Source organism: Nitrosopumilaceae archaeon AB1(1) (genome assembly GCA_033471095.1).
Taxonomy (GTDB): Archaea; Thermoproteota; Nitrososphaeria; order Nitrososphaerales; family Nitrosopumilaceae; genus Nitrosoabyssus; species Nitrosoabyssus spongiisocia.
Map to the genome: position 1 here is coordinate 1,183,341 of CP136752.1, position 22,882 is coordinate 1,206,222.

The 22,882-nt window shown below is 35.2% G+C and carries 22 protein-coding genes; 13 read left to right on the top strand and 9 right to left on the bottom strand.

Translation table 11 applies throughout. The annotated features are described in order from the left end of the window. The first annotated feature begins 74 nt into the window (after positions 1-74). The 7 genes from R1F52_06855 to R1F52_06885 all read left to right on the top strand — a co-directional run bounded on the left by R1F52_06855 (position 75) and on the right by R1F52_06885 (position 13,877). On the top strand, positions 75-2,075 hold the full coding sequence (locus R1F52_06855; GenBank protein WOV93883.1) for a DUF2341 domain-containing protein: 2,001 nt from the start codon (positions 75-77) through the stop codon (positions 2,073-2,075). Positions 2,076-2,085: 10 nt separating this feature from the next. Then, positions 2,086-2,688 carry a hypothetical protein gene (locus R1F52_06860; GenBank protein ID WOV93884.1) on the top strand — a complete coding sequence of 201 codons (603 nt, stop codon included), beginning with the start codon at positions 2,086-2,088 and terminating at the stop codon, positions 2,686-2,688. An 8-nt stretch (positions 2,689-2,696) separates the two neighbouring features. Then, a complete protein-coding gene (locus tag R1F52_06865; GenBank protein WOV92817.1) occupies positions 2,697-5,651 on the top strand; it encodes a DUF2341 domain-containing protein in 2,955 nt (984 codons plus the stop codon). A gap of 177 nt (positions 5,652-5,828) precedes the next feature. Then, positions 5,829-6,932, top strand: coding sequence for a LamG-like jellyroll fold domain-containing protein (locus tag R1F52_06870; GenBank protein ID WOV92818.1), 1,104 nt, complete (start codon positions 5,829-5,831; stop codon positions 6,930-6,932). Next, entirely contained in the window at positions 6,913-7,392 is a 480-nt protein-coding gene (locus R1F52_06875) for a DUF5011 domain-containing protein (protein ID WOV92819.1), read from the top strand. Before R1F52_06870 ends, R1F52_06875 begins: the two co-directional genes overlap by 20 nt. Next, positions 7,373-13,609, top strand: coding sequence for a DUF5011 domain-containing protein (locus R1F52_06880; protein WOV92820.1), 6,237 nt, complete (start codon positions 7,373-7,375; stop codon positions 13,607-13,609). The genes R1F52_06875 and R1F52_06880 overlap by 20 nt, the downstream gene beginning before the upstream one ends. Before the next feature lie 79 nt (positions 13,610-13,688). Further along, positions 13,689-13,877: a hypothetical protein gene (locus R1F52_06885; GenBank protein ID WOV92821.1), complete on the top strand. Its 189-nt coding sequence runs from the start codon at positions 13,689-13,691 to the stop codon at positions 13,875-13,877. Positions 13,878-13,891: 14 nt separating this feature from the next. Here the strand turns inward: R1F52_06885 and R1F52_06890 are convergent, their stop codons facing one another. The 4 genes from R1F52_06890 to R1F52_06905 form a co-directional block, all read right to left on the bottom strand. Then, positions 13,892-14,083: a hypothetical protein gene (locus R1F52_06890; protein ID WOV92822.1), complete on the bottom strand. Its 192-nt coding sequence runs from the start codon at positions 14,081-14,083 to the stop codon at positions 13,892-13,894. 60 nt (positions 14,084-14,143) lie between these two features. Further along, positions 14,144-14,353: a hypothetical protein gene (locus R1F52_06895; GenBank protein WOV92823.1), complete on the bottom strand. Its 210-nt coding sequence runs from the start codon at positions 14,351-14,353 to the stop codon at positions 14,144-14,146. A gap of 73 nt (positions 14,354-14,426) precedes the next feature. Then, on the bottom strand, positions 14,427-14,651 hold the full coding sequence (locus R1F52_06900) for a hypothetical protein (protein WOV92824.1): 225 nt from the start codon (positions 14,649-14,651) through the stop codon (positions 14,427-14,429). Between the two features lie 86 nt (positions 14,652-14,737). Continuing rightward, positions 14,738-14,989: a hypothetical protein gene (locus R1F52_06905; GenBank protein WOV92825.1), complete on the bottom strand. Its 252-nt coding sequence runs from the start codon at positions 14,987-14,989 to the stop codon at positions 14,738-14,740. A gap of 89 nt (positions 14,990-15,078) precedes the next feature. Here R1F52_06905 and R1F52_06910 point away from each other — a divergent pair, with 89 nt between their 5' ends. From R1F52_06910 to R1F52_06920, 3 genes are all read left to right on the top strand, one after another. Beyond that, entirely contained in the window at positions 15,079-15,279 is a 201-nt protein-coding gene (locus tag R1F52_06910) for a hypothetical protein (protein ID WOV92826.1), read from the top strand. A 116-nt stretch (positions 15,280-15,395) separates the two neighbouring features. After that, on the top strand, positions 15,396-15,695 hold the full coding sequence (locus R1F52_06915; GenBank protein WOV92827.1) for a hypothetical protein: 300 nt from the start codon (positions 15,396-15,398) through the stop codon (positions 15,693-15,695). A gap of 6 nt (positions 15,696-15,701) precedes the next feature. Next, positions 15,702-15,881: a hypothetical protein gene (locus R1F52_06920; protein WOV92828.1), complete on the top strand. Its 180-nt coding sequence runs from the start codon at positions 15,702-15,704 to the stop codon at positions 15,879-15,881. Between the two features lie 214 nt (positions 15,882-16,095). On the opposite strand, the gene R1F52_06925 is transcribed toward R1F52_06920, so the two are convergent. Continuing rightward, the gene (locus tag R1F52_06925) at positions 16,096-16,284 is read right to left on the bottom strand and encodes a hypothetical protein (protein WOV92829.1); all 189 of its coding nucleotides are present in this window, start codon (positions 16,282-16,284) and stop codon (positions 16,096-16,098) included. A 781-nt stretch (positions 16,285-17,065) separates the two neighbouring features. On the opposite strand from R1F52_06925, the gene R1F52_06930 reads away from it, so the two are divergent. Both R1F52_06930 and R1F52_06935 read left to right on the top strand, forming a co-directional pair. After that, positions 17,066-17,524 carry a 50S ribosomal protein L15e gene (locus R1F52_06930; protein WOV92830.1) on the top strand — a complete coding sequence of 153 codons (459 nt, stop codon included), beginning with the start codon at positions 17,066-17,068 and terminating at the stop codon, positions 17,522-17,524. Positions 17,525-17,558: 34 nt separating this feature from the next. Continuing rightward, a complete protein-coding gene (locus tag R1F52_06935; protein WOV92831.1) occupies positions 17,559-18,020 on the top strand; it encodes a hypothetical protein in 462 nt (153 codons plus the stop codon). Here R1F52_06935 and R1F52_06940 read toward each other — a convergent pair. Beyond that, positions 17,975-18,631: a TlpA family protein disulfide reductase gene (locus tag R1F52_06940; GenBank protein ID WOV92832.1), complete on the bottom strand. Its 657-nt coding sequence runs from the start codon at positions 18,629-18,631 to the stop codon at positions 17,975-17,977. The genes R1F52_06935 and R1F52_06940 overlap by 46 nt on opposite strands. An 81-nt stretch (positions 18,632-18,712) precedes the next feature. On the opposite strand from R1F52_06940, the gene R1F52_06945 reads away from it, so the two are divergent. Further along, positions 18,713-20,467, top strand: coding sequence for an SDR family NAD(P)-dependent oxidoreductase (locus R1F52_06945; GenBank protein WOV92833.1), 1,755 nt, complete (start codon positions 18,713-18,715; stop codon positions 20,465-20,467). A 19-nt stretch (positions 20,468-20,486) separates the two neighbouring features. Here R1F52_06945 and R1F52_06950 read toward each other — a convergent pair whose 3' ends face one another. The 3 genes from R1F52_06950 to R1F52_06960 form a co-directional block, all read right to left on the bottom strand. After that, a complete protein-coding gene (locus R1F52_06950) occupies positions 20,487-20,720 on the bottom strand; it encodes a hypothetical protein (protein ID WOV92834.1) in 234 nt (77 codons plus the stop codon). 319 nt (positions 20,721-21,039) lie between these two features. Then, entirely contained in the window at positions 21,040-21,936 is an 897-nt protein-coding gene (locus tag R1F52_06955; GenBank protein WOV92835.1) for a Fic family protein, read from the bottom strand. 382 nt (positions 21,937-22,318) lie between these two features. After that, on the bottom strand, positions 22,319-22,798 hold the full coding sequence (locus R1F52_06960) for a DUF4352 domain-containing protein (GenBank protein WOV92836.1): 480 nt from the start codon (positions 22,796-22,798) through the stop codon (positions 22,319-22,321). Between the last annotated feature and the right edge of the window lie 84 nt (positions 22,799-22,882).

The window sequence follows — 22,882 nt, forward strand, 5'->3', positions numbered from 1 at the left end:
ATTCATCAGGTAATAATGCCACCCAAGTTAATAGAACTGTAATTGTTCGTGATACTACTCCCCCAGTAATCACACTGAATGGTAATAATGTCGTTTATGTAAAACTTGGCTCATCCTACTCTGAGCAAAACGCCACTACTGATGATGACTCTCCTATCGTCATTGGTGGTGACACTGTAGATACAAATACTGCGGCCAATTACACCATCACATACAACTCTGCTGATTCATCAGGTAATGATGCCATCCAAGTGAATAGAACTGTAGTTGTTCAACAAATACTAGGTGCCTCTTGGGACACAAGACTACAGATCACTATAAATTCATCTCAAGTAATTGGAAATCATGAAAATTTCACAGTTTTAATATCAATAAATGATATAAATCTCAATTCTACAACTGTTCAATCTGCTGGACAAGATATAAGATTCACTACTACTGATGGCAATACCCTCTTAGAGCATGAAATTGAATCATTTACTAATGATGCTACTACCGGTACTCTAGTAGCTTGGGTTCGTCTACCTACTTTGAGCAATACCAGTGATACCATACTCTACATGTATTATAATGTCTCAACAGCGTCATCTATTCCATATCCTAATGTTTGGGATTCAGACTATGAGATAATTTATCACATGGATCAATCCACTTTTACTGCAAACTCTACCCTAGACTCATCAGGGAATGATTGTCATGCAACACCACTATCTACAGGCTCTACTGACTTTAATTCTAATGATTTAGTATCTGCACAAATTGGTAATGGACTAAACTTTGATGGAGTAGACAACAACACCGGAGATTATCTTGATCTTCCAGACTTGGAAGGTAGTCTATTCAACAATACAGACTTTACCATCTCGGCATGGGCAAATATTGATGTCCTTAAAAATTGGGCTAGAATCGTTGATTTTGGCAATGGTCAGGATGATAACAATATTCTAATTGCTGCCCATCGCACTAACCCGCATTTGAGATATGATATGCGACAGGGTACCAGCTCTGATGGTGTCACAGCTAGTGATATTTTGCAGACAGGTCAATGGGCATACTTTACAGTTGTACATGAATCATCAGGTACAGCAACTATCTACAAAAATGGCACCTCAATTACTAGTGGTTCTGTGCATACATCTCTTAATGAGAGTAGAGCATCAAACTATATCGGAAGATCCAATTGGGCAAATGATTATTACTTTGATGGCAAATTCGATGAATTCCGACTATCATCTACTGCTCGCTCTGCAGACTGGATTGCAACAGAGTATGCAAATCAAAACTCACCTTCTACTTTCTTTACTATATCTGCACCTGAAGATAGAAGTGTAGCGATATCTTTTGCTATTACCAACACACAAGGTGATAACATTATAATTACTTTTAATAAAAACATTATCTATTCGGTTATTCCTACCACTGACTTTACTCTTACTGGTACATCTGCTACAATAGATAGCATAACATCAAACTCCTCTTCAATTACTCTGAATTTAAGCGGAAATCTCTTGTCAAATGAAATCATCACTATCTCATATACTAAAACTAGTGGTGGAATAAACTCTACTCAAAGTACAGACATAACACTAGAAAACTTTGTGAATCAACCAATCACTAATAATATTCTACCACCTCCAATCTTTGTTAACGCCTATACAAACCAGCAAGGTGACATCATTACTGTCAACTTTGATAAAGTAGTCACTCTTACCAATACCACTTCTCCAACTGACTTTGCAGTAAATATTTCAGGTATTACTACAACTAGTATAACTAGACATAATGACACTGCCATCAATCTAACATTAGACTCTAACATTCTACCTGCATTACCATTAACACTATCATATAATCAAACAACTAGTAGTATTACAAACGTAAATGATTTATCACTTGCAAACTTTACAAATCAACCAATCACTAATAATGCTCAAATTATTGATTTACATTCCTTGTGGGATACTAGACAGAAAATTACTATTAACAGTAACCAAATAGTTACAACTCTTCAAAACTTTACCCTTCTAGTAAGTATCTCTGATTCTACTTTGAACAATTCAGTCTGTTCTATCTAACGGAGCTGATATTATTTTCACTAGCAGTGATGGATTTACTATATTACAGCATGAAATTGAGTCATTCACTAATAATGCTACTACCGGTACCCTAGTAGCTTGGGTTCGTCTCCCTACTTTGAGCAGTACCAGTGATACCATACTCTATATGTATTATAATGTCTCAATAGCGGCAACTATTATACATGATAATGTTTGGGATTCAGACTATGAAATAATTTATCACATGGATCAATCCACTTTTGGTGCAAACTCTACTCTAGACTCATCAGGGAATGATTGTCATGCAACACCACTATCTGCAGGCTCTATTGCCTTTGAATCTAATGATTTAGTATCTGCACAAATTGGTAATGGACTAAACTTTGATGGAGTAAACAACTCCGACGGAGATTATCTTGATCTTCCAGACTTGGCAGGTAGTCTATTTTTCAATACAGACTTTACCATCTCGATATGGGCAAATATTGATGTCTTTAAAAGTTGGGCTAGAATCGTTGATTTTGGCAAGGGTCAGGCAGATAACAATATTCTAATTGCTGCCCATGTCACTAACCCGCATTTGAGATATGATATGCGACAGAATGACAGCTCTGCTGGGTATCACAGCTGAGTAATGTTTTGCAGACAGGCCAATGGGCATACTTTACAGTTGTACATGAATCATCAGGTACAGCAACTATCTACAACAATGGCGCCTCAATTACTAGTGGTGCTGTACATACATCTCTTAATGAGAGTAGAGCATCAAACTATATCGGAAGATCCAATTGGGCAAATGATTATTACTTTGATGGCAAATTCGATGAATTCCGACTATCATCTACTGCTCGCTCTGCAGACTGGATTGCAACAGAGTATGCAAATCAAAACTCACCTTCTACTTTCTTTACTATATCTGCACCTGAAGATAGAAGTGTAGCGATAACTTCTGCTATTACCAACATACAAGGTGATAACATTATAATTACTTTTAATGAAAACATTATCTATTCGGTTATTCCTACTACTGACTTTACTCTTACTGGTACATCTGCTACAATAGATAGTATAACATCAAACTCCTCTTCAATTACTCTGAATATGAGAGGAAATCTCTTGGCAAATGAAATCATCACTATCTCATATACTAAAACTAGTGGTGGAATAAACTCTACTCAAAGTACAGACATAACACTAGAAAACTTTGTGAATCAACCAATCACTAATAATGTTCCATTACCTCCAATCTTTGTTAACGCCTATACAAACCAGCAAGGTGACATCATTACTGTTAACTTTGATAAAGTAGTCACTCTTACCAATACCACTTCTCCAACTGACTTTGCAGTAAATATTTTAGGTATTGCTACAACTAGTATAACTAGACATAATGACACTGCAATCAATCTAACACTAGACTCTAGCATTTCATTCACATCACTCACATCATCATTAACACTATCATATAATCAAACAACTAGTAATATTACAGATGCAAATAATTTATCACTTGCAAACTTTACAAATCAACCAATCACTATTAATGTTCCATTTTTTGATTTACCTTCCTTGTGGAATACTAGACAGAAAATTACTATTAACAGTAACCAAATAACTACAACTCTTCAAAACTTTACCCTTCTAGTAAGTATCTCTGATTCTGCTTTGAACAATTCAGCTGTTCTATATGACGGAGTCGATATTATTTTCACTAGCAGTGATGGATTTACTATATTAGAGCATGAAATTGAATCATTTACTAATGATGATACTACCGGTACTCTAGTAGCTTGGGTTCGTCTACCTACTTTGAGCAGTACCAGTGATACCATACTCTACATGTATTATAATGTCTCATCAGCGTCATCTATTGCATATCCTGATGTTTGGGATTCAGACTATGAAATAATTTATCACATGGATCAATCCACTTTTACTGCAAACTCTACACTAGACTCATCAGGGAATGATTGTCATGCAACACCACTATCTGCAGGTTCTACTGCCTTTAATTCTAATGATTTAGTATCTGCACAAATTGGTAATGGACTAAACTTTGATGGAGTAGACAACTCCAACGGAGATTATCTTGATCTTCCAGACTTGGAAGGTAGTCTATTTCACAATACAGACTTTACCCTCTCGGTATGGGTAAATATTGATGCCCTTAATAGTAATTCTAGATTCGTTGATTTTGGCAATGGTCATGAACAAGACAATATTATATTTACTAACATTAGGCAAATCGAGCGTTTGACATATCAAATACACAATGCTGATAACGTCCAGAGTTTAACAACTCCACGTATTTTGAGTCTAGGTCAATGGGCATACCTTACAGTTGTACATGAATCATCAGGTACAGCAACTATTTATCACAATGGCACCTCAGTTGTTAGTGCTCTGCTTACACTTAATGATGTGAATAGAACATCAAACTATATCGGAAGAGCCAATAATTCAGCTCATCACTACTTTGATGGCAAATTCGATGAATTCCGACTATCATCTACTGCTCGCTCTGCAGACTGGATTGCAACAGAGTATGCAAATCAAAACTCACCTTCTACTTTCTTTACTATATCTGCACCTGAAGATAGACGTGTGGTGATAACTTCTGCTATTACCAACACACAAGGTGATAACATTATAATTACTTTTAATGAAAACATTATCTATTCGGTTATTCCTACCACTGACTTTACTCTTACTGGTACATCTGCTACAATAGATAGTATAACATCAAACTCCTCTTCAATTACTCTGAATTTAAGCGGAAATCTCTTGTCAAATGAAATCATCACTATCTCATATACTAAAACTAGTGGTGGAATAAACTCTACTCAAAGTACAGACATAACACTAGAAAACTTTGTGAATCAACCAATCACTAATAATGTTCTACCACCTCCAATTTTTGTTAGTGCTTATACAAACCAGCAAGGTGACATCATTACTGTCAACTTTGATAAAGTAGTCACTCTTACCAATACCACTTCTCCAACTGACTTTGCAGTAAATATTTTAGGTATTGCTACAACTAGTATAACTAGACATAATGACACTGCAATCAATCTAACACTAGACTCTAGCATTTCATTCACATCACTCACATCATCATTAACATTATCATATAATCAAACAACTAGTAATATCACAAACGTAAATAAATTATCACTTGCAAACTTTACAAATCAACCAATCACTATTAATGTTCCATTTTTTGATTTACCTTCCTTGTGGAATACTAGACAGAAAATTACTATTAACAGTAACCAAATAGTTACAACTCTTCAAAACTTTACCCTTCTAGTAAGTATCTCTGATTCTGCTTTGAGCAATTCATCTGTTCTACCTAACGGTGCTGATATTATTTTCACTAGCAGTGATGGATTTACTATATTACAGCATGAAATTGAGTCATTTACTAATAATGCTACTACCGGTACTCTAGTAGCTTGGGTTCGTCTACCTACTTTGAGCAATACCAATGATACCATACTCTACATGTATTATAATGTCTCATCAGCGGCAACTATTATACATGATAATGTTTGGGATTCAGACTATGAAATAATTTATCACATGGATTAATCCACTTTTACTGCAAACTCTACACTAGACTCATCAGGGAATGATTGTCACGCAACACCACTATCTAAAGGCTCTACTGACTTTAATTCTAATGATTTAGTATCTGCACAAATTGGTAATGGACTAAACTTTGATGGAGTAGACGACTCCAACGGAGATTATCTTGATCTTCCAGACTTGGAAGGTAGTCTATTCAACAATACAGACTTTACCATCTCGGTCTGGGCAAATGATGATGCCCTTAATTATTTTTCTAGAATCGTTGATTTTGGCAATGGTCATGAACAGGCCAATATTAAATTTGGTATCTCTAGCGTTTTCAGTATTATGATATATGAAATATACAATGCTGGTAACTCCCAGAGTTTATCAGATCGCGGTGTTTTGAGTTTATCTCAATGGGTATACTTTACAGTTGTACATGAATCATCAGGTACAGCAACTATCTATAACAATGGCGCCTCACGTACTAGTCGTTCTCTGCCTACATCTGATGATGTGAATAGAACATCAAACTATATTGGAAGAACCGATAATCCAGCTCATTCCTACTTTGATGGCAAATTAGATGAATTCCGACTATCCTCTACTGCTCGCTCTGCAGACTGGATTGCAACAGAGTATGCAAATCAAAACTCTCCCTCTACTTTCTTTACTATATCTGCACCTGAAGATAGACGTGTGGTGATAACTTCTGCTATTACCAACACACAAGGTGATAACATTATAATTACTTTTAATAAAAACATTACCTATTCGGTCATTCCTACTACTGACTTTACTCTTACTGGTACATCTGCTACAATAGATAGCATAACATCAAACTCCTCTTCAATTACTCTGAATTTAAGCGGAAATCTCTTGGCAAATGTAACCATAACTATTTCATATACTAAAACTAGTGGTGGAATAAACTCTACTCAAAATACTGACATAACACTAGAAAACTTTGTGAATCAACCTGTAATTAACAACATTTTAGATACTATTCCCCCAGTAATCACACTGAATGGTAATAATGTCGTTTATGTAGAACTTGGCTCATCCTACTCTGAGCAAAACGCTACCACTGATGACAACTCTCCAGTAACAATTGGTGGTGACACTGTAGATACAAATACTGTAGGCAATTACACCATCACATACAACTCTACTGATTCATCAGGCAATAATGCCACCCAAGTTAATAGAACTGTAATTGTTCGTGACACTACTGCCCCAGTAATCACACTGAATGGTAATGCTACTGTTTATGTAGAACTTGACTCATTCCTACTCTGAGCAAAACGCCACTACTGATGATGGTTCTCTAGTAACAATTGGTGGTGACACTGTAAATTCATCTCTCGTGGGAAATTATACCGTCACCTATGACTCTGTTGATTCAGCAGGAAATAATGCCACCCAAGTGAATAGGCTTGTAATTGTTAGTGACACTACTCCCCCAGTAATCACACTGAATGGTGCTAGTATAATAACACTAAACACAAACTCTACATATATTGAGCAAAACGCCACTACTGATGATGGCTCTCCTATAGTTATTCGTGGTGACACTGTAGATACAGATACTGAAGGCACTTACACCATCACATATCACTCTACTGATTCAGCAGGAAATAATGCCACCCAAGTTGTTAGAACTGTAATAATTTCTGATGCACCAGATGATACTCCCCCAGTAATCACACTAATTGGTAATGCTACTGTTTATGTAGAACTTGACTCATTCCTACTCTGAGCAAAACGCCACTACTGATGATAACTCTCCAGTAACAATTGGTGGTGACACTGTAAATTCATCTCTCGTGGGAAATTATACCGTCACCTATGACTCTGTTGATTCAGCAGGAAATAATGCCACCCAAGTGAATAGGCTTGTAATTGTTAGTGACACTATTCCCCCAGTAATCACACTGAATGGCAATAGTACCATAACACTATTTGTTGGCGCTACATATAATGAGCAAAACGCCACTACTGATGATAACTCTCCAGTAACAATTGGTGGTGACACTGTAAATTCATCTCTCAAGGGAAATTATACAGTCACATACAACTCTGTTGATTCAGCAGGAAATAATGCCACCCAAGTTGTTAGAACTGTAATAATTTCTGATGCACTAGATGATACTCCACCAGTAATCACACTAATTGGTAATGCTACTGTTTATGTAGAACTTGACTCATCCTACTCTGAGCAAAACGCCACTACTGATGATGACTCTCCAGTAACAATTGGTGGTGACACTGTAAATTCATCTCTCGTGGGAAATTATACCGTCACCTATGACTCTGTTGATTCAGCAGGAAATAATGCCACCCAAGTGAATAGGCTTGTAATTGTTAGTGACACTACTCCACCAGTAATCACACTGAATGGTGCTAGTATAATAACACTAAACACAAACTCTACATATATTGAGCAAAACGCCACTACTGATGATGGCTCTCCTATAGTTATTCGTGGTGACACTGTAGATACAGATACTGAAGACACTTACACCATCACATACCACTCTACTGATTCAGCAGGAAATAATGCCACCCAAGTTGTTAGAACTGTAATAATTTCTGATGCACCAGATGATACTCCCCCCGTAATCACACTAATTGGTAATGCTACTGTTTATGTAGAACTTGACTCATCCTACTCTGAGCAAAACGCCACTACTGATGATGGTTCTCTAGTAACAATTGGTGGTGACACTGTAAATTCATCTCTCGTGGGAAATTATACCGTCACCTATGACTCTGTTGATTCAGCAGGAAATAATGCCACCCAAGTGAATAGGCTTGTAATTGTTAGTGACACTATTCCCCCAGTAATCACACTGAATGGCAATAGTACCATAACACTATTTGTTGGCGCTACATATAATGAGCAAAACGCCACTACTGATGATAACTCTCCAGTAACAATTGGTGGTGACACTGTAAATTCATCTCTCAAGGGAAATTATACAGTCACATACAACTCTGTTGATTCAGCAGGAAATAATGCCACCCAAGTTGTTAGAACTGTAATAATTTCTGATGCACTAGATGATACTCCACCAGTAATCACACTAATTGGTAATGCTACTGTTTATGTAGAACTTGACTCATCCTACTCTGAGCAAAACGCCACTACTGATGATAACTCTCCAGTAACAATTGGTGGTGACACTGTAAATTCATCTCTCGTGGGAAATTATACCGTCACCTATGACTCTGTTGATTCAGCAGGAAATAGTGCCACCCAAGTGAATAGGCTTGTAATTGTTAGTGACACTACTCCACCAGTAATCACACTGAATGGTGCTAGTATAATAACACTAAACACAAACTCTACATATATTGAGCAAAACGCCACTACTGATGATGGCTCTCCTATAGTTATTCGTGGTGACACTGTAGATACAGATACTGAAGACACTTACACCATCACATACCACTCTACTGATTCAGCAGGAAATAATGCCACCCAAGTTGTTAGAACTGTAATAATTTCTGATGCACCAGATGATACTCCCCCCGTAATCACACTAATTGGTAATGCTACTGTTTATGTAGAACTTGACTCATCCTACTCTGAGCAAAACGCCACTACTGATGATGGTTCTCTAGTAACAATTGGTGGTGACACTGTAAATTCATCTCTCGTGGGAAATTATACCGTCACCTATGACTCTGTTGATTCAGCAGGAAATAATGCCACCCAAGTGAATAGGCTTGTAATTGTTAGTGACACTATTCCCCCAGTAATCACACTGAATGGCAATAGTACCATAACACTATTTGTTGGCGCTACATATAATGAGCAAAACGCCACTACTGATGATAACTCTCCAGTAACAATTGGTGGTGACACTGTAAATTCATCTCTCAAGGGAAATTATACAGTCACATACAACTCTGTTGATTCAGCAGGAAATAATGCCACCCAAGTTGTTAGAACTGTAATAATTTCTGATGCACTAGATGATACTCCACCAGTAATCACACTAATTGGTAATGCTACTGTTTATGTAGAACTTGACTCATCCTACTCTGAGCAAAACGCCACTACTGATGATAACTCTCCAGTAACAATTGGTGGTGACACTGTAAATTCATCTCTCGTGGGAAATTATACCGTCACCTATGACTCTGTTGATTCAGCAGGAAATAATGCCACCCAAGTGAATAGGCTTGTAATTGTTAGTGACACTACTCCCCCAGTAATCACACTGAATGGTGCTAGTATAATAACACTAAACACAAACTCTACATATATTGAGCAAAACGCCACTACTGATGATGGCTCTCCTATAGTTATTCGTGGTGACACTGTAGATACAGATACTGAAGGCACTTACACCATCACATATCACTCTACTGATTCAGCAGGAAATAATGCCACCCAAGTTGTTAGAACTGTAATAATTTCTGATGCACCAGATGATACTCCCCCAGTAATCACACTAATTGGTAATGCTACTGTTTATGTAGAACTTGACTCATCCTACTCTGAGCAAAACGCCACTACTGATGATAACTCTCCAGTAACAATTGGTGGTGACACTGTAAATTCATCTCTCGTGGGAAATTATACCGTCACCTATGACTCTGTTGATTCAGCAGGAAATAATGCCACCCAAGTGAATAGGCTTGTAATTGTTAGTGACACTATTCCCCCAGTAATCACACTGAATGGTGCTAGTATAATAACACTAAACACAAACTCTACATATAATGAGCAAAACGCCACTACTGATGATGACTCTCCAGTAACAATTGGTGGTGACACTGTAAATTCATCTCTCATGGGAAATTATACCGTCACCTATGACTCTGTTGATTCAGCAGGAAATAATGCCACCCAAGTTGTTAGAACTGTGATAATTTCTGATACACCAGATAATACTCCCCCAGTAATCACACTAATTGGTAATGCTACTGTTTATGTAGAACTTGACTCATCCTACTCTGAGCAAAACGCCACTACTGATGATGGTTCTCTAGTAACAATTGGTGGTGACACTGTAAATTCATCTCTCGTGGGAAATTATACCGTCACCTATGACTCTGTTGATTCAGCAGGAAATAATGCCACCCAAGTGAATAGGCTTGTAATTGTTAGTGACACTATTCCCCCAGTAATCACACTGAATGGCAATAGTACCATAACACTATTTGTTGGCGCTACATATAATGAGCAAAACGCCACTACTGATGATGGCTCTCCTATCGTTATTCGTGGTGACACTGTAGATACAGATACTGAAGGCAATTACACCATCACATACCACTCTACTGATTCATCAGGAAATAATGCCACCCAAGTTGTTAGAACTGTGATAATTTCTGATGCACCAGATAATACTCCCCCAGTAATCACACTAATTGGTAATGCTACTGTTTATGTAGAACTTGACTCATCCTACTCTGAGCAAAACGCCACTACTGATGATGGTTCTCTAGTAACAATTGGTGGTGACACTGTAAATTCATCTCTCGTGGGAAATTATACCGTCACCTATGACTCTACTGATTCAGCAGGAAATAATGCCACCCAAGTGAATAGGCTTGTAATTGTTAGTGACACTACTCCCCCAGTAATCACACTGAATGGCAATAGTACCATAACACTATTTGTTGGCGCTACATATAATGAGCAAAACGCCACTACTGATGATGGCTCTCCTATCGTTATTCGTGGTGACACTGTAGATGCAAATACTGAAGGCAATTACACCATCACATACCACTCTACTGATTCAGCAGGAAATAATGCCACCCAAGTTGTTAGAACTGTAATAATTTCTGATGCACCAGATGATACTTCCCCAGTAATCACACTAATTGGTAATGCTACTGTTTATGTAGAACTTGACTCATCCTACTCTGAGCAAAACGCCACTACTGATGATGGCTCTCCAGTAACAATTGGTGGTGACACTGTAAATTCATCTCTCGTGGGAAATTATACCGTCACCTATGACTCTACTGATTCAGCAGGAAATAATGCCACCCAAGTGAATAGGCTTGTAATTGTTCGTGACACTATTGCCCCAACAGTCGTTGGTACTCCAGTATATGATGCTCAAACACACACTCTATCCATTACATTTAGTGAAAATGTAAGTATAACTAATCCATCACAATTGCTTATAGGATTCGTTTTCCCTTCTAATATTAATTATACAAACAATCCTACTCTGGTTCTAACTTTTAACAGCACAGTCACCGAATCTATATTTAACGTTTTTATCGGGTCGGCTGGTGGTACTCGGGTGACTATTAACGCAAATTCAATTGTAGATACCGCAAATAATGGCATACTTACTAATAACCCATCATTCAGCGTCCAAAATAACATTCCATCAGGCGATCAGGTATTATCTCCTGCCACTATTCATGTGGACGCACCATTAATTCTCACACCTGAACATCAAAATGTTATTATCAATTATACCGCTACTACTTTAAATACTACTAATATCACTGCAGGATTAAGTGCCAAACTTGTATCTACTAATGTCATTACAGTCATGATACCTACTAGTACTATTATTACTCATGATGGTACTTGGGATTCGCAATTCCTTGCACCACGTACTGCTACTATTACTATACCCTCTACAACTGTAGGTCAGACTACTACTAGTCATGTAACGATTACAGCTATAACTTTGGGAGATGTAACAATTGATCTCAACCTAGGTGATACAGTTGCGTCTATTGTATTTGAAAATCAAGGTGGAAATAATCATAATATATATTATGTAAATACTATTGGCTCTACACCAACCCAGATATTATCCTGTGGTACTAGTAATATCACAGAAATTAATACTCTTTTAACCACTACTTCCACAAACGAATGTTTTGTAGATGACAACACTCATGTAGCAATTTACACCACACACCTATCCACCTTTGCTCTAACATCTTCCACCGGTGCCACTAGTATTCAAGTACCTGCATCTATTCCATTTACTAGTAGTGGTGGTGGCAGTAGCTCAGGAGGAGGCGGCGGCGCAGGTCGTATATTCACTGGTGGTCAAGCTCCAATAATTGCAGAGGCTATTATTCACAAAATATCTTGGGAAGTAGCTGATGATAAAAAACTAGTTGAAATTATTGCTAGCCCATCATCTGATGATGCTTTTGTTACTATTAGTAGTTCCAAACTAGGGGTAATTGCAACTCAACTCTCCCTAACACAGCCCTACTCTGATAGAGTCGTCTATTTGGGTCTAGTGTCTTCTGATGAACGCTTTGTATCTGTAAAGGCTAGTGTATACTCTGATACTTTCTTTACAAGTGAACAAAAATTAGTAGATGTTTCTCAACCCACAGGGTCCATCACTTTTGATTCTACATTACCTGTTGCATCTACCGGTACCATGAAGGATGATAAAACCATAATGGACGATAAAACCATAGTGGATAATGATACCATGATGGATGATGATACTATGATGGACAATAAAACCATAATGGACAATAAAACCATAATGGACAATAAAACCATAATGGACAATAAAACCATAAAGGATGATAAAACCATGAAGGATGATGACTCTACTACTACCACTACTGAAGGTGGTTGTCTAATCGCAACAGCAGTATATGGAACTGAGCTTTCACAACAAGTACAAATGCTCAGAGAGATACGTGATACAACTTTAATGACTAGTCTACCTGGAATATCATTTATAACATCATTCAACCAAATCTATTACACCTTTTCACCTGTAATTGCAGATGCTGAGCGTGAAAACCCTCTACTGCGTGAAATAATTCAGACTATTCTATATCCTCTACTCTCTAGTGTCTCTATAATGACGATGGCAGATGACTCGGAGAATAGTGTGTTGGCTTTGGGATTACTTGTAATTGCTATCAACTTGCTAATTTATGTTGGTCTACCAACATTGGCATTTGTTTATCTACATAAAAAAATTAAATCTGTCAAACTCGTATCTTAAATTCCTTACATAAAATCATTTCACTCAAACCTAATTTTGACCACAATGATGTGATGGAAAAAAATTAAATATTTGATATATGCAATATGACGAATCTGATACTATTAATTTAAAAACTCAATCTGAGATATTTGCCGACTATTTATGTGACATATCTGTAAAATCCACACCAAATAAACTTGGTACTAGTGGCAATGAGTTAATTGTTAATAATCATAGTAAAGGCTCTATTGCAAATTCGGATGTTATTCATGGAGCGATACTATAATCTCTATTTTAATTTTATTTCTTTTGATTCTTCTTGGATTTATCACTATTTCTTGTAATCAACATATATGAACCATAAATTAATAATCCTGCTAGAAGAATATAAAATCCATATCTGCCAAGATAATGTGTAAAAGATAGATCTGTTTGATTGATATACGCAATCAAAATATTAATCGTGAGATATACAATCAATAAAACATCCATGTTATTTTGTCTCCGTTTTTATCCAGTGTATAAAAAAGAATCTCAAATACATTTTATTCACTACTTGTCAATAATATCAGATATCTTATTTGCCAAATCACCGTATTTGTTATTATATGTTGAACGTTGTGTTAAAAGATCATCAAAATAATTACTCAAATGAGCATTATGAGCATTGGTATCTTTTAAATAATTATTTTCTAATACGGTCATATACTGTAAAATTTCATCATAACGATCCCATTGATTATTTGTAGAGTATCTTGTCAAAAGAGTGTTTAATAGACTATATACTCTTCATTATACTCTGTGGTGATTTCAGCATATATCTTATTGAACTGTCTCAAAGTTTATCACGTTCTAAGGTTGCGACATTTGCGTAAGATTCTAACTGTATCAATTCATTGTTTAGTTTCTGTACTTCTTTCATCTTGTTTAATAATTCGACACTTTTGTCATAAAGACCAACATATTCATTAATACTGGGAATATTTGAAATAGATAGTGTACCTCCTAGAGCAATTATATTTTTATTCCCTTTGAAGATGCCAATGCCTGATACAATCAAACCGAATATGAATTGCCAAACCCTATCATAATCAATTCATTTGCCATATTATGTTAATTTTGTTTTTATCTTATTCCTATCTTTCACTAAGAATTCCTACTCTTCAATCTGGCAATCCTTTTTTGTATCTGTTTGATCTCCTCATTGATCTCTACTTTTTGTCTCTCAGCATCTTTTTTCTGACCAACGAGTATCTTCAGTTGCATGCTATACGCCTTAATCATTGTAGTGTCATTAGCAGGACCACAATAATCATTCTTTACCCTTTGAGTATCTTTATCATAATGAGAAAGATAGATGTATTTTTTCTTATTCTGTATCTTTTCCAATATTTGCATACTGGCTCTAATACGATTCATATTATAAGTCTATTATACAATTAGTTAATACCATAGATTCATATAATAATATACTATTAATCCATAGTATGAATCAACGTAAACAAAAAGCAAAAGTAATGATGCAAACAGTAGGCAACTTTGCACAAGTGGACACCAACAAATTTGAAATAAAATCTCAAACAAATCCAAACAAACTATACAATGTAAGCAGAACAGGTCAAGGACTTGTGTGTGTGTGTGTAAAAATCACACAATTCGAAGAGCAGATTGCAAACATATACAATTAGTCAAATGTATAATGATTACAAATAGAGGATATACAAATAATAATTTTAGAATAATGGAATAGACTAGACTGAATCTGTGTAAATACTGTAATTCAGGTAATATCAAAAAAGATGGTATGAGGAACAACAAACAAGGAAAAATACAACGATTCAAATGTTTATATTGTAATAAACGCTTTACATCAAATTTTGAATTTGAGGGTAAACAATCTGATTCAAAAATAATTACAGGTGCATTACAAATGTACTATTCAGGTATGTCAGTTGGAGATATTTCAACACATTATGAGTTTGATACTGATGTGAATCATTCTACTATGAATCGATGGATTGCCAAATACCCTGTAATGTTAACTAGATACCCAGATGAAATCATACCACGTGTTGGCAATTGGGTTCGTGTTGATAAAGTATGAATAAAGGTGTCAGGTAAGCCAAAATATCTATTTGCATCTATGAATAATGACACTCGTTTTGAGTTAGCTAAAGACATGGCCGATACTAAATTTCAGCACAATGCAGATTATTTGTTGAAACTGACTAAATTGATTACTGGGAATAAAACACCCAAGTATTTTATCACAGATGGATTACCATCATAGGGTAAATCGTCAAGAAGAGTATTTGGCAGAGAAACACAATATGATAAAATATGATGGAGCGTCTAAATGGTGAGATTTGTGATTGTAAGAAAGTGTTTAGAGGATTGAAGAGAAGATAGTCTGATTATTAATGGTGTGACAGTGTATTACAATTATGCCAAAAAGTATAGTGGTATTGACAATAAGAGACCATCTAAGAGAGCAAAGATAATTGTCAAGGGTCATAACAAGTGGAATACTTTGATACAGAGTGCAAGTTTGCATGATTATGATACCATCTAATTTTTGGGGCAAAATTTTCAATTAAACCTTTCATTGCATTATGACATTTCTTCATATCCTTGTTAATAGAATCAGACTCTAATTGCTCAATATTGTACTCACTACATTTATCATCATTCATATAGATTTTGTCATGTTTGCCACATAATTTTCTATTTAATTCTAACGTTGGATTTAATCTAAGTCGTTCAACATTAAACATACTCAAATAATGAAACATTTTACTGTGATTTATAATAAGATCAGCAAGGTGCTATTTATCAGATATATCCTAAAATTAATTCATCGCTCATTGGTCTTATCCCAATTAGGATAAAAACATAATAATTTCAATTTGTTAAAATTGTCAGTATAGACATCTAATTGCTTGAATATATCCTCATATTGTGATGACACCTGTTCATTGTAGGTTATAGCAGTATCTTTCACTCCCTCAGTTGCCTGCTCATATTTATCACGAGATAAAGTTTGCTATTTTATAATAATAGATTGGTAAAGTATCCTGTTTTCTTGTGATGATTAAGAAAATGTTTCATCCAGTAATCTTTTGTAATATCTTTTTTCTCAAAATGGAAATTACATAAATGTGCACATTAGATGATTATTCATTGGATAAACATGCTAATGAAATTGCTGACTGATATTCAAATTTATCACATAGTATGTCGCTATGATTCGTTAAAGATTTTGCATATTTTGCACTATATCTAACACCATTCCATATATTTTTATGAGAAATATGGATTTTAGAATCATCGGGCATGATTATTTTTAAATAATTCATATATTTAGATCGGTAATGATGTTTTTAGTATTAAATTATTAGAACCATTAATAACACCCGAATTTGCAATAGAGCCTTGAATTATTACAGATATTAAGGGCAAAACTGAATTTGATATATGCCAAGTAGACAGGATCAAATGTGGTTAGCATTATGGAAGTCCAATTCTAACGCATATCGTGATAGAATTATACAATGGCGTAAAGAAAATGCCATCACTAGAATTGAGCGACCTAGTAGAGTTCAAAAAGCGCATAGATTAGGTTACAAGGCAAAGCAAGGAATTGTTGTAGTTCGAATGAGAGTAGGAACAGGTGGTATGAGACGTCAACGTCCTAGAGGGGGCAGACGTCCAAAACATCTTGGTGTTACGCGAATTAAAGCACATGTTAGTATGAAACAAGTTGCACAAAGACGTGTTTTAGAACGATATCCAAATTTATCACTACTTGGATCTTATTTTCTGTACAAAGATGGTATGTATTATTGGTTTGAAGTGATATTGGCAGATCCTAGTCATCCTAGTATACTGCATGATGCAGAATTACGTAAACAAGTATTGGCACATGCATCTTAGTATACTGTGTTTGTTATTTTTGTTATTTTTACCTATGCCTATATATGCACAGTTATCTGACAAGACTGGGTTATTACAAAATTATGAGATCAATACTGATGGCCGTACTTTTGAGGTTACCATTACATCTAATCTAGACATAAAAGATATCCAATTTGATGCAGATTCAAAATCTCTAACGTTGGATATTCAAAGTAGTATTGATGAAAATTTGGCTGAAATTTCTATTCCTGCTAATCTTATCTCTGGCAACTTTACCATCCTATTAGATGATAAAGAGATCTTCCCACTTGTTCGACAAAATGATCGATTCTCCTTTATTGTATTGGAATTTTCTCAAATTGGTAAACATACCATAACAATAATGGGAACTACATATCTTCCTGAATTTGGACATATGTTGATACTTTTTGTGGCCGCCTTGACATGCTCCTTTTACGTACTGCGTAATCATTCCTTTAAGATGGATTCTACTATGGACTCTAGTGCACCATGATTGCCAAATTCAACATGTCGTAGTATACCGGATTTGTCCACAATAATATATGATGGTGTACCATTCAATGAGAACCTCTCAAATGTGACTGGTGTGTATTTTTTTGCCTCAAGATATGTAATTGCACGTTGCATAATCTCATCTTTATACTCTTGTGGTTTCTCATCAAACTCTGGTATCTGTCGAAGTATTAATTGTCGCGCTGTCTGTTTATCTGCAGACTTTGCACTATTCAATCTATCCATTCCTATTGCAAATGGGATTTTATATGGCAGTGTATCATTTGTTAAATACTTGTTTTGAGATAGCGTCTCCAAGGTATCGCCAATCACTTTACCAGTAGATAAGAGCATCTTTAAATTATCAAGTGTGTTTTTATCAAAATCTTCAAATGCTGTGGCCACACCTACAACATCTACATCGTCTCTGTGTTTCTCGTATAATCGTATTGCCTCAGGCAGTCCGTACATGAAACATCCGGGGCAGTTTACCTGGAATACTTCTATTACCTTTACGGTACTATTCTCATCCACATGCATGGGTTCTCCTTGTATCCATTCAGATACTTCAATATCTGGAGATTTTTGTCCTATTGTAGCAGACACGTACATGCTATCTAATTCTTATATTAAAAGGATCATGATGAATTTCTAGTATGAGCAATTAAATAGAGATTGATATTATTTTATTTATTGAATTTTAAAGATAAAACCATTCTTGTTACTGGTGGTGGTACGGGCATTGGTAAAGCGATTGCTCTAGAATTTGCAAGAAATGGCTCTAGTGTTATAATTTTAGGCAGACGAAAATCCACACTCGATGAGGCATCTGAGGAGATATCCAAAGTTATGTCTAGTGTAGGCTGTGGTGGTATAGTACGTATATTTTCAGGCGTTGATGTGAGTGATGAGTCTAGTGTTACAAGTATGTTTGATACTTTGGTATCTGAAGGAATAAAGATAGACGTGGTAATTAATAATGCAGGTGTATCCGGACCTGTTACATGTTTTTCAAATATGAGCATTGAAGATTTTAAAAGTACTGTACATATTCACTTGACTGGAACCTTTTGGGTATCTGTTCAAGCACTCCGTGTACTTTCAGAGGGCGCTAAAATTATTACGATATCTACATTCTTTACAGAAGAGCGACCCCTCGAGCAACGTCCATATAGATTTCGAGCGCCCTACACTGCATCTCAGGGTGCAAAGAATAGACTCTCTGAGGCCATGTCGTGGGAATTGGTTGATTGTAAAATAATGTCTCTAGCTGACAAATCCGGTCCTGTACACTCTGATCGTATCTATAAAACAGTATACCCAAAGGCAGCTGCCGAATTCATGCGTGTTGGAGGATTTGAGACTCTGAATCCTTTGCAAACTGAACAAGCGTGTAAGGGATTAGTACAATTATTGGGTGAGGATGAATCTGTAATCAAAAATGGGATATCTGATTTGTCAGAAAAAATCTCTTCAGAGGATTCGGATATGATATACTTGTTGAATAGATTGTTAGACAAAGTTCAATATATTGCTGAAAAAATTCAAAAAAATACATCAAACATGATTGTGGATGGACAGTTTTTATCTCAACAACAAGTATCTCAAACTATACTCTCTTTATCACAAGATAATATGGCAACTGTTTTAAATGGCAAAGTGATACCAGGTGATCGTGTATTTTATCCGGTAAAACCACATATTGCCACTTTACCGGAATTTACCAATTTACAATTAAATTCAAAGATAATAGTTCTAATAGTTGACTATTCTGATATAGATGATATTGAGAGGGTAAAGATCTTGGCCAAACATATTGAAGATATAGGAGGGAAAACAGTATGTCTAATTTCAAATTCTAGTCCAGACTCTGTAAAAAATGCGATCAAAGATGATTTTCATATGCATGAATGTGACATGTCTGCTGAGCAGATTTTAAGATACCTCAATACTGCTAAAAGTATGGGTAATGTTGCAGGGGTTGTACATTTAACGGGAAATGTCCCTGATGTCCCTTTGATGACTCTGTCCAGACAACAATGGGATGAATTAGTGGAGAGGTTTATAATCAGACCTGCTATGACTGTTCAATCTGCCCTAGACATATTTGTTCCAGGTGGATTTGCTGATCCTAGGCTATACAAAAAAAGTTTTGGCCGTATGATTGTTATTGGTCCAGATTTGCCAGTTGGCAAAAAAATATCGGGTTCTAGACGTGCACAGATTGAAGTTTTTAGAGGTGCACAACGACCATTTACAACCACAATTAATCAGGAATTCACTGATGTTCTAAAATCTAATATTCGCTCATTCTTAATTTTGCCTGGAAGTGTTACTGGGGGTGAACCTAGTATTGACAACTTGACTCATACCATTGATTATCTTTTATCTGAGAATTCCACTAAAATTTCTGAGGTTATCTTTACAATAGATGAATCTAGAAGTTAGAGACTCTACATATGTGATGTTATGTTTTTTTTACTTGGATTATACTCACTTCGATAGTTTCAAGTGGATCTTTAACACTACTTCTTTTAACTGACAGCATTTTTGGTTTCTCAAAGTCTTTTGTACAGTCGGAGCATGCGTATACCAAAACTCTGTGCTCATTCGGCGCTTTTGAATTAGATAGTCTTGGATAGTAAATGAGTCTTGCTCCACAATCTATACAATATCTATTTACACGCTTTGTTCTAACCAATGATGCAATTTACAATTAATACTATATTTAAAAAAATATCAACAAATTTACACTTAATGGTAATTTTAAATATTTTTTGTATACTTTTGATATCCTATCTTACACTTCCAAACTCAGCGCCTTGTGGAACTCTGTTCAATTGGGAAACTTGTTAGAGGGTATTCTGAGACTGAATTGTTAGACATAAAGAGCCGATTTGAACAGTAGATTGGAAAGCGCCGAGTTTGGAACAGTGTATTTTCATCACATTTAGATTCGAAAAAATTATGAATGTGATTACCAACTTGTAATTTTAAAACACCAACTATTTTGCTACACATTATTCTATATCATAATCCTTTGATATTTTTTTAATATAATATTTTACAAACCATTGAAGAAAATATACCTCATTTTTTGTCATTTGTGCCTTTTCATTGGCTTTAAGACACACTGATTTATCTCTGATATCAATATCTAACATAGGATAATTATTATTATTCAATATTACATTCATAACCAATCTTGCTATTACCTCATTCCCATATCCAAAGGGAGATATTGTGGTAAATTTTTGATATGCAAGTCCAGCAAATAATACTGGATGTAAATCTTTTTTTTGTGAATACCAATCAAAATAATCATTCATTGCCTTTTCTATCTTTTTGTAATGTAATGGTTTTTGTTTACTTCCTATAGTTTTAAGCATATAATCACGTAAAACACCACTATACTCATTTTGTGTTTTTTTATACATTTTTTTATGCCACATTTTTAAAAGAGGAAACGTTAATTTTTTTTTCCGTTTAAAAATAGTGTTGGATAGTTGAAAACAATTTTGTGTTTCAAACATCTCAAACTGTGATTTTCGTGTAGGGGTGATTTTATCACGAACAAGCTCAACAGTTTCAATAAATGTCAAGCTTGAATCAATCATTCTTTGTGAATTATATACAAACTCCATTAAAAATGCCTGTAGATTATTTTCTTTCACATTTTTATTCATTCGTCGATATTCTTTGATATGTGATTTCTTGATAATTATTAATTTTGGTAGCCATTCCTCAGAATAAAATTCAAGTAAAAATACTTGTTTTAATGATTCTATGTCCTTTGGAATAATTTTTCCTAGGTATTTCTCTTTTTGACGTGTAGATGTTGCGTGTTTTAGGTAGTAGAACTGACTATTGCCCTTTGTGCGCTGTATGACACTCACCATACTTTTTCTTACCCACATTATAATATAAATATTATGATTTAATAAAAAATATTGTGGGTAATATTAAAAACACGGCATATTTTGATTATTATACATTACGTTGATTGATCCATAAAAACTTCAATGTAAACACGTTTACAGACATTTATTATAAAATGTGTAATAATACCCACTTGAACTAATTTTGATTGTGTACATTTTCATCCAAGTTGATTTTAAACTTTTTTTTAAACATATTGTCGATTCATTCAATTAGTTTCAGGTGTTGATTTTTAATATTTCTAAATTCGAATTTAGAAATATTATTGGTTAAATTATGATAAACATGCCTAATGCTACAACAGAAATCTAATATGTTGCTAAACTCGAATTTAGAAACATAAAATATGAATACAGCTGCTCAACAATTTACTATGCACACCATTCCAATATCTGTAGATGCCTGTGTCTTTGTAGGTAATATCCCCACTCTGTATGTTGCATCATTGACAAATGGTACATCAAATTGAGTGGTTTTTTGTATAGTTTGTCCAGGTTTAACATTGACGTTTAGTAGATTTGAATCCTCAAAATTTACAAACACTGCTTGATATTTTGTATCATTTTTATCCAAAATATAAAATTGACCACCATTTATTTTTGTTGGTATTTCTCCTACATTTTCAACCGTTATTGATATTCTCATCAAAGTATTCTCAATTTGAGTACCAGTTTTATCAAAAATACCCTCATAAAATACTGTGTATTTTATAGGTCCCACGATTACCGCTTCACCCTCATTAACAGTAATTATTTTTGGACTATACTGTGTATACATGTACATAGCCACACCAATTGATAAAACAACTACTACTGAAAATATTATGATCCCTATTCTCATATTTTATAATTATTTACCGTCTATATCAATTTACGCACAAAAGCTCAACCCCCTGTTGATGTAGTTTTGTTTACGAACAAATTC

Bases quoted from the DNA above. Each gene is read 5' to 3' on its own strand.
- R1F52_06885 (WOV92821.1), top strand. From the start codon at position 13,689: ATGCAATATGACGAATCTGATACTATTAATTTAAAAACTCAATCTGAG.
- R1F52_06890 (WOV92822.1), bottom strand. From the start codon at position 14,083: ATGGATGTTTTATTGATTGTATATCTCACGATTAATATTTTGATTGCG.
- R1F52_06905 (WOV92825.1), bottom strand. From the start codon at position 14,989: ATGCAAATATTGGAAAAGATACAGAATAAGAAAAAATACATCTATCTT.
- R1F52_06910 (WOV92826.1), top strand. From the start codon at position 15,079: ATGAATCAACGTAAACAAAAAGCAAAAGTAATGATGCAAACAGTAGGC.
- R1F52_06915 (WOV92827.1), top strand. From the start codon at position 15,396: ATGAGGAACAACAAACAAGGAAAAATACAACGATTCAAATGTTTATAT.
- R1F52_06925 (WOV92829.1), bottom strand. From the start codon at position 16,284: ATGAATGATGATAAATGTAGTGAGTACAATATTGAGCAATTAGAGTCT.
- R1F52_06930 (WOV92830.1), top strand. From the start codon at position 17,066: ATGCCAAGTAGACAGGATCAAATGTGGTTAGCATTATGGAAGTCCAAT.
- R1F52_06935 (WOV92831.1), top strand. From the start codon at position 17,559: ATGCCTATATATGCACAGTTATCTGACAAGACTGGGTTATTACAAAAT.
- R1F52_06940 (WOV92832.1), bottom strand. From the start codon at position 18,631: ATGTACGTGTCTGCTACAATAGGACAAAAATCTCCAGATATTGAAGTA.
- R1F52_06955 (WOV92835.1), bottom strand. From the start codon at position 21,936: ATGTGGGTAAGAAAAAGTATGGTGAGTGTCATACAGCGCACAAAGGGC.
- R1F52_06960 (WOV92836.1), bottom strand. From the start codon at position 22,798: ATGAGAATAGGGATCATAATATTTTCAGTAGTAGTTGTTTTATCAATT.